The 12,657-nt window shown below is 41.5% G+C and carries 11 protein-coding genes; 8 read left to right on the plus strand and 3 right to left on the minus strand.

The window, feature by feature from the left end; translation table 11 throughout:
• The first annotated feature begins 13 nt into the window (after nt 1–13).
• Nucleotides 14–949 (plus strand): LysR family transcriptional regulator, encoded by a 936-nt coding sequence (locus MKX35_RS13705; RefSeq protein ID WP_076300507.1) that lies wholly within the window; start codon nt 14–16, stop codon nt 947–949.
• Nucleotides 950–991: 42 nt separating this feature from the next.
• Here the strand turns inward: MKX35_RS13705 and MKX35_RS13710 are convergent, their stop codons facing one another.
• Genes MKX35_RS13710 through MKX35_RS13720 form a run of 3 tightly spaced genes read right to left on the minus strand, consistent with a single transcriptional unit; the run spans nt 992 to nt 5,829 of the window.
• Nucleotides 992–2,821 (minus strand): ABC transporter ATP-binding protein, encoded by a 1,830-nt coding sequence (locus tag MKX35_RS13710; protein WP_076300506.1) that lies wholly within the window; start codon nt 2,819–2,821, stop codon nt 992–994.
• Nucleotides 2,818–4,659, minus strand: a complete 1,842-nt coding sequence (locus tag MKX35_RS13715) for an ABC transporter ATP-binding protein (RefSeq protein WP_076300505.1) — start codon at nt 4,657–4,659, stop codon at nt 2,818–2,820. The genes MKX35_RS13710 and MKX35_RS13715 overlap by 4 nt, the downstream gene beginning before the upstream one ends.
• 42 nt (nt 4,660–4,701) lie before the next feature.
• Nucleotides 4,702–5,829: a helix-turn-helix domain-containing protein gene (locus tag MKX35_RS13720; RefSeq protein WP_143759557.1), complete on the minus strand. Its 1,128-nt coding sequence runs from the start codon at nt 5,827–5,829 to the stop codon at nt 4,702–4,704.
• 183 nt (nt 5,830–6,012) lie between these two features.
• On the opposite strand from MKX35_RS13720, the gene MKX35_RS13725 reads away from it, so the two are divergent.
• The 7 genes from MKX35_RS13725 (at nt 6,013) to rbsB (ending at nt 12,602) form a co-directional block, all read left to right on the plus strand.
• A complete protein-coding gene (locus MKX35_RS13725) occupies nt 6,013–6,489 on the plus strand; it encodes a DinB family protein (RefSeq protein WP_305953493.1) in 477 nt (158 codons plus the stop codon).
• A gap of 424 nt (nt 6,490–6,913) precedes the next feature.
• Nucleotides 6,914–7,894 (plus strand): LacI family DNA-binding transcriptional regulator, encoded by a 981-nt coding sequence (locus MKX35_RS13730; protein WP_076300554.1) that lies wholly within the window; start codon nt 6,914–6,916, stop codon nt 7,892–7,894.
• A gap of 27 nt (nt 7,895–7,921) precedes the next feature.
• Nucleotides 7,922–8,800: a ribokinase gene (gene rbsK / locus MKX35_RS13735; RefSeq protein ID WP_076286604.1), complete on the plus strand. Its 879-nt coding sequence runs from the start codon at nt 7,922–7,924 to the stop codon at nt 8,798–8,800.
• Between the two features lie 2 nt (nt 8,801–8,802).
• Nucleotides 8,803–9,201 carry a D-ribose pyranase gene (gene rbsD, locus MKX35_RS13740; RefSeq protein WP_076300503.1) on the plus strand — a complete coding sequence of 133 codons (399 nt, stop codon included), beginning with the start codon at nt 8,803–8,805 and terminating at the stop codon, nt 9,199–9,201.
• 18 nt (nt 9,202–9,219) lie between these two features.
• Nucleotides 9,220–10,701: a sugar ABC transporter ATP-binding protein gene (locus tag MKX35_RS13745; RefSeq protein WP_076300502.1), complete on the plus strand. Its 1,482-nt coding sequence runs from the start codon at nt 9,220–9,222 to the stop codon at nt 10,699–10,701.
• A gap of 2 nt (nt 10,702–10,703) precedes the next feature.
• Nucleotides 10,704–11,672, plus strand: a complete 969-nt coding sequence (locus MKX35_RS13750; RefSeq protein WP_042189841.1) for an ABC transporter permease subunit — start codon at nt 10,704–10,706, stop codon at nt 11,670–11,672.
• A 12-nt stretch (nt 11,673–11,684) separates the two neighbouring features.
• On the plus strand, nt 11,685–12,602 hold the full coding sequence (rbsB, locus tag MKX35_RS13755; protein ID WP_076300501.1) for a ribose ABC transporter substrate-binding protein RbsB: 918 nt from the start codon (nt 11,685–11,687) through the stop codon (nt 12,600–12,602).
• Nucleotides 12,603–12,657 lie beyond the last annotated feature (55 nt).

Consider the following 12,657-nt stretch of genomic DNA (forward strand, 5'->3'; position numbering starts at 1 on the left):
GGAAGAAATCAGGATGAACTATCATGTATTAAAATTGTTTTATTATGTTGCGATAACAGAGAGTGTGACCAAAGCCTCCGAACGTTTGCACATTAGTCAACCCGCTATATCAGCGCAGATCCGCAAATTTGAACGGGAGAATAATATCGTATTATTAGAGGTCATAGGAAAGAGAATGGTGCTAACACCGATTGGGAGAAAACTGATCGAACCACTTGAAAAGTTATTTGCTATGGGTGAACAGGTACAGCAGATTATTGAGGATTATCATAAATTTCCTGCGGGCCATATTAGGATTGCAGGTAATTACCTGGCCACAAGCATACTCATCCCCCGGTGGGCATCATTATACAAACAATCTTTTCCGGAGGTTAAAATTCAGATCTCTACTGCTAATTCTCATGAAGTCATGGAACAATTAAATAACTTTGAAGCAGATGTGGCGATTTATAGTGATATGGCGTTTCCTTCTCATCATACAGGGGTGTTCGAACATCGTGAGTTGTACAAGGACGAGTATGTGTTCGTAGTTTCTTCAAATCATTCTTTAGCCAAGCAGGAGGTTAGCTTTGAGGAAGTGATGGCTGAGGCATTTATTATGAGGGAGGAAGGTAGTGCAGCCAGAGAGAGAATTGTACAATTATGTGAAGAAAGAAAGGTACAACAACCGAAGATCGAACTGCAATTTAATGGAGTAAATGAGGTTATTCAAGCCGTGATTGCCGGTTATGGGATTAGTTTTGTATCTTCGTTGTTAGCAAAGCCTTATCTTGATCAGGGTATGTTAGCCAAGGTCGAAGTGGAAAATGTAGTCTCTAAGCATTCGATATGGATGAGCCACAGAAAGAAAGAGCTTCAAGAAAGCTATATCCAGTCATTTATTAAGCTCGTCATGAAACGATTAAAAGAAGAGGATAACTTATACTCGGTTCCAACGCATACACCTTGATTAAAATAACTTATGAATTACGATGTATGCATTGAACTGAGATCAAAGATTGGAATGTAATTGAAGCAACTCAGGTGCACTAATGTCTTCTGCTTCAGAAGATTTAAATTGAATGTTATATAATTGTGAGTATAGCCCATTCATTTCTAATAAAGACTCATGTGTACCTTCCTCAACAATCGAACCCTGATTTAATACGATAATTCTAGATGCTTCACGTATGGTGGATAGTCTGTGTGCAATAACCAATGTGGTTCGATTCTTCATTAACAAATCAAGAGATTGCTGAATCATTCGCTCAGATTCGTTATCGAGTGCGGAAGTTGCTTCATCTAGAAGTAGGAGTGGAGCATCACGAAGAAAAGCTCTGGCAATGGCTATGCGTTGTCTTTGTCCACCAGATAAAGTCGATCCATGTTCACCTAGGATAGTGTCATAACCATGGGGCATCTTCGTAATAAACTCTTCTGCACCTGCGAGCCGAGCGGCATCTCGAATATCCTCTTCGCTAGCTGTACTAGAACTGAAGGCGATATTGTCTCGTATAGTTCCTGAGAACAAATAAGGGGTTTGGGGAACATAGGTAATCATTGCACGTGCTTCTTCAAGCTGATCATGTACATACTTTCCATAAACCGTGATGCTTCCTGCAGTAGGCTCATAAAGTCCATTACATAATCGAACGAGCGTCGTCTTCCCTGACCCGCTTGGCCCGACAACCGCGATAGTTTCTCCATGTTGTATATGAATATTAAGCCCTGTAAATAGGGAGGCTTCATTATCCGTTTTACCCGAATAGTTGTAGTGGACATCCTCTATTTGTAATGCAGCTACCTCTACGGAAGCAAATGTTGATGAGCTGGATTCTGGCAAAGGATGAGTAGCTCCTTCATCAGGTGCATCAAGTATAGCGAATACGCGGTCAGCTGCACCTAAAGCCTCCTGGACACCTCCCCATGTTTGAGACATATGGACAAAAGGCCATTGAACTCTACCCATCAAAATAATAAAAGCGAGTACTTCACCTGCTGAGGTTCCGCCACTTAGAGCTGATAACGCAATTAAAGCGGCGCATGTCACCATTACGAGATTGTTGATAAAGGCAGAAGATTGCCATAAGAGACCATTTAGAAGTGATTTTCGCAGCTGCATTCTTCTTAACTTCTCACGTTCTAACGCATATTTATTTAAGAGAGTTTCTTCAAGCGAAAAGGCTCTTACGACCTTCATTCCTTGAAGCGTTTCTTGTAAGATTCCTCGTAATTCCGCCTCTTTTGCATATATTTGAGTAGATAATTTTCGTAATCTGCGATCAAAGAAACGTCCGGAAAGAAAAACAAGGGGACCCGATCCAAGAGCTAACAGGGCGATCCAGACATCCATTTTAGCCAAATATAGAAAGGAAATGAAACAGAGAAGTAGATTATAGCCTAGATCGTATACGATGCTGTTTATCATCCCCATGGCCATCCCTGCATCCTTAGTGTTACGCGAAGTCAAATCACCTGAATGCATGGACTGAAGGTAACGGAATGGAAGTCGGTGACTTTTGTCAAACAGCTTCGCACGAATATCCCAAGCCATCCGACTTTGCATAACAAAGCGGAAGTAATGCTGCACCATAAGACAGCAGATAATGATGACACAAGCAATGGCACAGATTACAGTTATACGTGTTAATGCATCCATATTGGCGTTGTTGATCGTATCAATAAATACTTGCTGAATGGCTGCAAATCCTATGTCCATTACGAGTTTAGCAGAGAGCAGGAGTACAGCCACAATAAATCCAATTCGATAAGGGCTAGCGTAAGAGATTAATCTACGCAGAGCATACCCCAATTTTAGATTCTTGGATTCCATCTCATTCATATCTCTACCTCCCTGACCAGAGTAGAAATATCAGCCTTCTTCATTGAGGTTTCAACCATATTGTAATACTGTCCTTGTAAAGTCATTAACTCCAGATGAGTCCCAGCTTCAACAATAGAACCCGCCTCCATATAATAAATGTGATCTGCATCTCTGATGGTAGATAGTCTATGCGCGATAACAACCGTTGTACGATCATGCATGAGTTCTTGCAGGGCCTGGCCGACAATCTCCTCATTATGGCTATCAAGTGCAGCTGTGGGTTCATCAAGAAGGAGAAGCTTAGGCGCTCGGACAAACGCTCTGGCAATAGATAGTCGCTGCCTTTCACCGCCAGATAAGGTATGGCCCCGTTCCCCAATGGAAGTCTGATATTGAAGGGGGGTTCTCATAATAAATTCATGTATCCCCGCACTTTTTGCTGCTTTAATAATTTCTTCATAGGTTGCGTCAGGTCTTCCCCATGCAATATTTTCATATAGGGTTCCAGTGAACAGATAAGGCTCTTGAGAAACATAAGCCAAATGATTACGCCAAGACCGAGGGGGAATGCTGCTTAACGGCAACTTACCAGATTGGATGACCCCTTCATTAGGTTCATAGGTTGCGAGTATTAATTGAAGGAGGGTGCTTTTTCCACTGCCACTAGGACCGGCAAACGCAGTTACTTTACCTGGTTCTATGGTTAGATTAACGTTAGTTAATACTTGATGATTACCATAATGAAAACCTACATTCTCAAAGGTGATAGGGTACAAGCCACTAATTGCTTGGTTGTTATTCATCGGCATTTCTTTATGAGAATCTTCCTGATTACATTCACGGCTTGCGTCTTCTTCTGGTAAATCAATGACTTCAAACAATCGTTTACCTTGCGCCAGCGAGGCTTGTAATTCTGTCCATAGATTAGCCAGCTTTGATACAGGGTTTGTAATTTGCTCGAAACAAATCAGAAATGCCGCCACTGCTCCCACATCCAATCTCCCTTGGATAACTAGATATCCGCCGTAGGAGAGAACATATAGCAATCCACTAAGAATAACGGCAAAGGGCATATTATAGCCCACAGCTTCTAAGCGTGTGACAGGTAAATGAATGTTGAAATATTGCCTAACACGTTGTGTGAATTGATTATGCAGCTTAGGTGCAAGGGAGAAGGCACGCACAACCTCAGCACCCTGTACCGTATCTTGAATAAACATTTGTTGAGCGGTTTCAATTTGCTGTCTTTGCTCGTGCATGGAACGTAGGCGGGAAGTGAAGGGAATCATCACAAGTGGAACAAGCGAGCAAATCAATATAGTTCCGAGCGTTAAGACATATTGGAGTGAGAGCAGATAAGTTAGGAGAAATGTAATTTGCATCAGATTACTGAATAGCTCGATGGTCTTCTGATTGATACCTTGCTGAGCAGCTGGGGCAGAATCATTGATACGACTAATGAGATCAGCAGAATGATAACGATCCAAATCTTTCATCTGTACGTTTAATAATCTAGCTAGCAGTGATACCTGAAGCTTGGAGGTCGACTTGAATTCAAGCACACCTGATAAGTAAGTCAATAAGAAGCTGGCTAAAGCATCTACAATAACGATTATTAGAGCAAAGATAGCACCAGACAACAAAAAGGACATGTTCTGATTCGTAGCAGCGTTGATTATACGTCGTAAAGATTCGGCTATCCCAACTGTTGCAAGGGAAACGACGGCAGCTAAGAGACATAATATGAGGTACCAGCCTAAATAGGGTTTTCCAAGTTTCAGTAAACGCATAAAAGTGTTAGAAACTACTTTGGATTTTTTGATCGAGTCTGCTTCTATGTTTGTAGATCCATTCAATTTAGACCCTCCCCACTATGGTTTTAATTTGCTGTGGTTCACTTAAAAGATAGGAGGTTCCTCATCGAGCATGACTTTTGTGGTGACGGCAAGTAATTCTCTCAATTTATCCATTCGAAGATGGTAATATAATCGATGATCGGTTCTTTTTAGTTCGATAAGGTCTAAAAAGAATAGGAAGTTGGCATGATAAGTTACTGCCGCGGGCGTTATGCCAAGTGCTGATGCAATTTCTTGTCCATAGTGAGGGCGATTCCTTAAGAGCAGCAAGAAGTCTAAACGTCGTTTATCCGAGAATGCTTTTAAAAAAAGTTCAGTTTTCTCTCGATCAGCAGCAGGTCCGAATACATGGTCATTAAAAATGCCGAATATAACCCAAGCGATACGGGAACTTCCTGCGTAAAAGAAGAGAACATGATTCCCAACTTGTGAGAAAAAGCTGACATGAAAAGTAGTGGGAACATCATAAACTGCAGGTTCATTTTTGTTGATATCACGAATGAATCTTTCAGGATTCGCTAGGAACAAACCTTCATAACGCTGAGAGGCTTGTTCAGACTCCCTTTTTAACTCCTCTTTCCAAAGTGAAAAGACATCCTTGTAGAACTGGTTTAAGAGCTGCATATAACGTAGCTTAGTTTCTTCGGGATAAGCAAGACACTCTAGTAATGGCCCCTGCGCTTCAATCACATCCAGCTGCGGTTTTGTTCTTGCCACAAGCTCAGCCATTAAGCGGGTATCCTTCTTGACGATTTCCCAATCGTTTCCTTCTAGCAACTCATCTAATTTATCGTAATACACACCATATACCATTTCAGCGACTACCTTTTCTGCAGGACTCTTTTCCAGTCGATTTATCCATGCTTCAGCTGTTTGTGGTTCTGGACAAGTGCAAATGGATTCATAGAAAGCAAAATCGAGTGCTTTATGAAAAAAGTTGTACTGGAAAAAAAACTGAAGTTCTCGGTAGGAGTGAGGTGACAACCGTGCTCGTGCATCTTTATGATAAGACAACGCTTGTGGGTCCATTTCAAGTTTGTAATCCTCAGCTGCCTTAAGCAACTGCTCTTCACAAGCAATCATTCCCATAGAAACAATGAATTCCAAAGCTTCGTTGTACGCAAATTTTATGTTCGAAAGTAAGGTGTCTTTCATGTTATCTTCCATCATAACCTCCGATATTTCTCGTTATAGAATTTAAATGTTGGGATGATACGACTAATATTTAATGATGACTTAATGTTAAAATAAACCATTCATTTTCTTTTGTAAAGGAATATTTTACAATTCGTACTAACTGCTAGGATTCGGTTGTCGTGCATGGTAAACTATGGATAAAAAATAGGAGGGGCCATGATGGAGCCAATCGTGTTCAAACAAATTGAATTTGTACGTAGTGTTACTGTTCGTGCAGTTGAAGAACTTTCCGAGGAACTACTAGATATCATTCCACAGGGCTTTAATAACAACGTTAGATGGAACTTGGGACATATTTATTTGGTGCAAGAGAAGTTCGCTTTTCATTCCGCTAGGGAGCTTATGCAATTGCCGGAAAGCTTTGAACGATTATTTGCAAAAGGTACTAAACCTGCAGAGTGGAGCGAGAAACCACCAACACTTGAAGTGTTAATTGAGATGCTTTCGGAGCAACCCAAACGTATTCAGGAAGCTATGCACAATCGCTTAAGTGAGCAAGTAACCCCTCTTACAACGGGTAGTGGATTAACTTTAAATACAATCGGAGAATTCATAAATTTCACGCTTTACCATGAAGGGATGCATTTTAATACAATCAAACTATTAAATCGATTTGCTGATAAAAGACTTTAGAGATCTTTAGTAGACAAAAGTCTAAGGTCAAGGAGGTATTCGATGGAGGTTGGAAGAATTTTAGGTATTGCATATAATGTGATCCCAGTTAAAGACTTGGAGAAATCTGCAGCTTGGTTTGTGAAACATTTGTCGTATCACTTCATAACAATTTGAGTTCTGAAGATGTGAAAGTCGGAAACATTAGCGATGAAGGTGAGTATGGGAAGTTTTTTGTATTTGAAGATCTGGATGGTAATTTATTTGATGTCTGGGAACACCATGATTGTGAACTGGTTTATTAGCCTCACAAAGGATAGCGAGTTCAATCGATATCTTTTGTTATATATTGGAACGAAAAAAAATTTGTAATGAAAACGGTTTTATGATAATCTAGTTAATGTAATACATGTAACCGGTTACACATTGGGGGATGAAATGAATGATGATGACGATTAAAGATGTTGCTAAAATAGCTGGAGTATCGGTGGCAACCGTTTCTAGGGTGTTAAATGATTCTGGTTATGTGAATATCGATACTCGAAAAAAGGTTGAGGCAGCAATCAAAGAAATGAATTATACCCCTAATGAGGTTGCAAGGTCTTTGTATAAACGGAAATCCAAATTAATCGGACTTCTATTACCTGACATTACGAATCCATTCTTCCCGCAATTAGCACGTGGGATAGAAGATCAGATGCAGGAGCATGGTTATCGGATAATCTTTGGTAATAGTGATGAGAACGAGGAAAAGGAATTGGATTATATTCAAACCTTTATCCAAAATAATGTCATTGGCATGATCTCATCCACTAATTTTCCTGAGAAAGATATTTATTCTAATTTAAAAATTCCGGTTGTATTTCTTGACCGTACTTCTAATGACAGTCCCTCCGTATATGCAGATGGCAGAAAAGGCGGACGCCTTGCTGCTCAAGAAATCATTGCACGGGGAAGCACCAAGATTACAGTCATGCAAGGACCGGCGCATATTAAACCGGCGCAGGATCGATTTCAAGGTGCGATTGAAGTACTTGATGAAATGGGAATCACTTATCAAGTAATCCAGACTTCATCTTTCTCCCACACGGAAGCGGAACAATGGGCTGTAGAGTTATTTGATAAATATATAGACACAGACGGCGTAATTGCCAGTAATGATATCGTGGCGACAGCAGTTATTCATGAAGCACATCGCTTAGGTAAAAGAGTGCCACAGGATCTCCAAATCATTGGATTCGATGATATCCCACTTAGCAGCCTGTTGTCTCCTTCGTTATCCACTATCCGTCAGCCTGCTCATGACATGGGCCGTGAAGCGGCTGGTTTACTTATTAAGTTAATTGAGCAAGATAAAGTAGAAGATAAAATCATTCAATTACCCGTCAGCTTTGTGGAGCGGGAAACAACAAGAAGTAAAGAATAGATGACAACATAAGAAAGGTTGATGGACATGGCTAAGATTTGTGTAATTGGAAGTTGTTCAATGGATTTGGTGGTAACCTCATCTAAGCGACCTCACGCAGGAGAAACTGTTCTTGGAGAGAGCTTCGCTACCGTTCCAGGAGGCAAGGGAGCGAATCAGGCCGTAGCTGCTTCGCGTTTAGGGGCAGAAGTTATGATGGTTGGTTGTGTAGGTGAAGATTTCTATGGTACGGAGATCATGGAGAATCTTAAGAGAAATCGGGTTCTTACCACCAATGTGGAACCGGTTACACATACCAAAAGCGGTACTGCTCACATCATTTTAGCAGAAGGTGATAATAGTATTATCGTTGTAAAAGGAGCTAATGATTCAGTTACTCCTGCTTTGGTTGAGCGAGCACTTGATGCTATTAAAGGATCTGATATGGTGCTAATCCAACAAGAAATACCCGAAGAAACGGTGTCTTTTGTAAGCGAACTTTGTCATAAATTTAATATCCCTATGCTGCTTAATCCGGCACCTGCGCGTCCCATTAGTGACGCGATTATAGAAAATGCCGCCTATCTGACACCTAATGAACATGAATGTACGATTTTATTCCCTGGGATGAGTACTACAGATGCCTTACGGAAATATCCAAACAAGCTGTTTATCACTGAGGGAAGCAATGGCGTACGATTTTACGATGGAGAACAAGAAGTTCTGGTTCCTACTTACAAAGTTAACGCTATAGATACGACAGGTGCTGGAGATACTTTTAATGCGGCATTTGCAGTTGCTTTAGCTGAAGGCAGCTCCATTCTGGATAGTGTAAAGTTTGCCAATCGAGCGGCTTCCTTATCCGTTACTAAATTTGGTGCACAAGGTGGCATGCCGACAAGAGCAGAAGTGGAGGCGAATCTTTAGTTATGAAGAAACAAGGGATATTAAACAGTCATATTTCCAAAGTGCTTACTGACTTAGGCCACACTGATATAATTGTCATCGCAGATGTGGGGCTTCCAGTTCCACCAGGTGTTCCGAAGATTGATTTGGCGGTTAAACTAGGGGTTCCTAGCTTCCAAGATATCGTTGATATCATTTCGGAGGATATGGTCATCGAAAAGGTGATCGTTGCAGAGGAATTAGAGACTGATAATAAAGTCACCTCTCAATACTTGAATAATAAATTTAAGGAAATACCGATAGAAGCATATTCACATGAGCAATTTAAGCAGCTGACGATGCAGGCTAAGGTTATTATTCGCACGGGTGAAGCTAAGCCGTATGCAAACTGTATTCTACAAGCTGGGGTCTATTTTGGATAAAAAGGGGGTTCTAAGTGTATGCACATTACGATGAAAGATATTCATAAGTCTTTTGGCGCTAACCGTGTATTGACCGGTGTGGATTTTGAACTTAAGGATGGTGAAGTTCATGCCCTGATGGGTGAGAATGGCGCAGGTAAGTCTACGCTGATGAATATTCTGATCGGTCTGCACCAACGTGACCAAGGCACCATTCGTATAGATGATCAGGAGAAATACTTTACGAATCCCAAAGAGGCAGAACAATATGGAATCGCATTTATCCATCAGGAGCTGAATGTATGGCCAGATATGACGGTTCTGGATAATCTATTCATTGGCAAGGAACGAACATCCAAATTCGGCCTGTTAAATAGGAAAGAGATGAAAGCGTTAGCAAATGAACAGTTTGCTAAGCTCTCTGTGACCATTCCTTTGAACCAAGAGGCGGGGGAATGTTCAGTAGGTGAAAAACAGATGATTGAGATCGCTAAAGCGCTTATGACTCATGCGAAAGTTATTGTTATGGACGAACCTACCGCTGCATTAACCGAGAGAGAAATACAGAAACTATTTGAAGTCATTGCCTCGTTAAAGAAAGAAGGCGTCTCTATCGTCTATATTTCGCATCGGATGGAAGAGATTTTTACGATATGTGATCGAATCACCGTTATGCGAGACGGGAAAACCGTAGACACGAAGCCCATTCCTGAAACTAATTTTGACGATGTAGTTCGGAAGATGGTAGGTCGTGAATTAACGGACCGGTTCCCTGAGCGTACTTCTAAACCCGGAGAAGTGGTTCTTGAAGTTAAGAATGCTTCAAAGAAAGGGCAATTTAAAAATGCTAATTTCTCTGTGCGAGCTGGCGAAATCATAGGATTCTCTGGATTAATGGGATCTGGACGTACGGAGATGATGAGAACCTTATTCGGATTAGAATCATTAGACCAAGGTGAGATTTGGGTGAAGGGACAGAAGAATACCATTCGGAATCCCAATGACGCTATGCAAGCTGGAATCGGCTTTGTTACAGAAGACCGCAAAGATGAGGGGTTAATCCTAGATTTCTCTATTCGAGATAATATGGTACTGACGAATTTATACGACTTTGCCCCTAAAGGTGTAATCAATGCTAAGAAGGAACAAGAATTCGTGGACATGCTTATTAAACGGCTACACATTAAGACACAATCATCATCCACTTTGGTCCGGAATTTATCTGGGGGTAATCAACAGAAAGTAGTTATCGCCAAATGGATTGGTATTGGCCTCAGTGTTCTTATCCTTGATGAGCCTACACGCGGCGTCGATGTTGGGGCAAAACGGGAAATTTATCAGCTTATGAACGAATTAACTGAACGTGGTGTCGCCATTATTATGGTATCCTCAGAACTTCCTGAAGTCTTAGGGATGAGTGACCGCATCGTAGTTGTTCATGAAGGGGAAATCAGTGGAGAACTTTCACAACAGGAAGCTACGCAAGAAAAAATCATGACGTTAGCTACAGGGGGGCAATAGTAATGACTACTATCAAAGATGAGAGTGTAAAGAAAGGTTTCCAAATTGGGCAAATCACGCAGAAATTAGGGCCATTACTAGGGCTAATCATTCTAATTATTATCGTAACCGTGCTGAACCCAAGCTTTATGGAACCCCTTAATATACTGAACTTGCTTAGACAAGTCGCAATTAATGCGCTTATCGCTTTTGGGATGACTTTTGTTATTCTAACGGGTGGTATCGATTTATCAGTAGGGTCTATTCTAGCTTTATCCAGTGCCTTCACAGCCAACTTGATGTTGTCAGGCTGGGATCCAATCTTAGCTATTGTTGTGGGTTGTTTAGCGGGTGGACTGATGGGGATGGTCAACGGACTGATGATTACGAAAGGTAGAATGGCGCCGTTTATTGCTACACTGGCGACCATGACTATTTTCCGCGGATTAACGCTTGTATACACGGACGGTAATCCGATCACAGGTCTTGGTGACAGCATGACGTTCCAATTGTTTGGTCGTGGATATTTACTAGGAATACCTGTACCTGCTATCACGATGATTATCGTATTCGCTGTGTTGTGGATTGTACTGCATAAAACGCCATTTGGCCGTAAAACGTATGCTATTGGGGGTAATGAGAAAGCTTCCATTATTTCAGGGATCAAAGTAGACCGCATCAAAATAATGATCTATTCCTTAACGGGTATGTTATCAGCATTGGCTGGCGCCATCTTGACCTCTAGATTGAACTCAGCGCAACCAACAGCAGGTACATCCTATGAGTTAGATGCGATCGCGGCAGTAGTATTAGGGGGGACGAGCTTAACAGGTGGCCGTGGACGTATCGTAGGTACATTAATTGGTGCTCTTATTATCGGGATTCTGAACAATGGCTTGAACTTGCTCGGCGTATCATCATTTTACCAAATGGTAGTTAAAGGGATCGTTATTGCGATTGCTGTACTCATAGACCGTAAGAAAGCCGTATAAGGGGGATTCCACATGAAAAAGCTCACATTAATTTTTACTTCCTTACTCTTGATTCTTATGACGGGCTGTTCCTTAGAGCCTCCAGAGTGGGCAAAGCCGAACAGCGGCGGGGGCCCAGGGAATATGAAGATTGGATTATCCATATCTACCTTGAACAATCCGTTCTTTGTATCTGTTAAAGATGGAGTTTTGGCAGAAGCTAAGAAGCTTGGTATGGAGGTTCTCGTTATCGATGCGCAGAATGATTCAGCCAAGCAAAGTAATGACGTTGAAGATTTAATGCAAAAAGGTGTAAATGCGCTGTTAATCAATCCAGTAGACTCTTCAGCGATCTCGACGGTTGTTCAGACAGCTAACAGTCTAGATATTCCAGTCGTTACTTTGGACCGTTCTGCAGATAAGGGAGACATTAAAGCCCTTGTTGCCTCTGATAATGTAAAAGGTGGATCAATGGCAGCTGAATATATTGTAGAGCAACTTGGAAAAGGTGCAAAGGTTATAGAACTAGAAGGATCACCGGGAGCATCAGCTACCCGTGAACGCGGGAAAGGATTCCATGAAATTGCCGACACGCAGCTTGAGGTGATTGCGAAGCAAACTGCTGATTTTGACCGTACGAAAGGGTTGACCGTTATGGAGAACCTTCTCCAAGGAAATCCAGATGTACAAGCGGTTTTCGCTCATAATGATGAAATGGCTCTTGGTGCTATAGAAGCGATTCAGAGTTCAGGTAAGAATATTCCTGTCATCGGTTTTGATGGAAATGACGATGCACTTAAATCCATTGAGGCGGGTAAACTCACAGGAACCGTTGCTCAGCAGCCTGCATTAATTGGGCAGTTAGCGATTCAAGCAGCGAAAGACGTATTAGATGGCAAGACGGTTGAGAAACTGATTGCCGCACCTCTAAAACTGGTCGTAAAAGAATAAGTAAATGACCATAGAAAAACACTGCATTCGCCGATTTGGTGATGCAGTGTTTTTG

The organism is Paenibacillus sp. FSL R5-0923, from assembly GCF_038009145.1.
Classification (GTDB): domain Bacteria; phylum Bacillota; class Bacilli; order Paenibacillales; family Paenibacillaceae; genus Paenibacillus_AQ.

Excerpts from the sequence above, each read along its gene's own strand:
- rbsK (WP_076286604.1), top strand. The coding sequence starts at position 7,922 with ATGGCTAAGATTTGTGTAATTGGAAGTTGTTCAATGGATTTGGTGGTA.
- MKX35_RS13745 (WP_076300502.1), top strand. The coding sequence starts at position 9,220 with ATGCACATTACGATGAAAGATATTCATAAGTCTTTTGGCGCTAACCGT.
- MKX35_RS13710 (WP_076300506.1), bottom strand. The coding sequence starts at position 2,821 with ATGAATGAGATGGAATCCAAGAATCTAAAATTGGGGTATGCTCTGCGT.
- MKX35_RS13750 (WP_042189841.1), top strand. The coding sequence starts at position 10,704 with ATGACTACTATCAAAGATGAGAGTGTAAAGAAAGGTTTCCAAATTGGG.
- rbsD (WP_076300503.1), top strand. The coding sequence starts at position 8,803 with ATGAAGAAACAAGGGATATTAAACAGTCATATTTCCAAAGTGCTTACT.
- MKX35_RS13730 (WP_076300554.1), top strand. The coding sequence starts at position 6,914 with ATGATGACGATTAAAGATGTTGCTAAAATAGCTGGAGTATCGGTGGCA.
- rbsB (WP_076300501.1), top strand. The coding sequence starts at position 11,685 with ATGAAAAAGCTCACATTAATTTTTACTTCCTTACTCTTGATTCTTATG.
- MKX35_RS13725 (WP_305953493.1), top strand. The coding sequence starts at position 6,013 with ATGATGGAGCCAATCGTGTTCAAACAAATTGAATTTGTACGTAGTGTT.
- MKX35_RS13705 (WP_076300507.1), top strand. The coding sequence starts at position 14 with ATGAACTATCATGTATTAAAATTGTTTTATTATGTTGCGATAACAGAG.
- MKX35_RS13720 (WP_143759557.1), bottom strand. The coding sequence starts at position 5,829 with ATGATGGAAGATAACATGAAAGACACCTTACTTTCGAACATAAAATTT.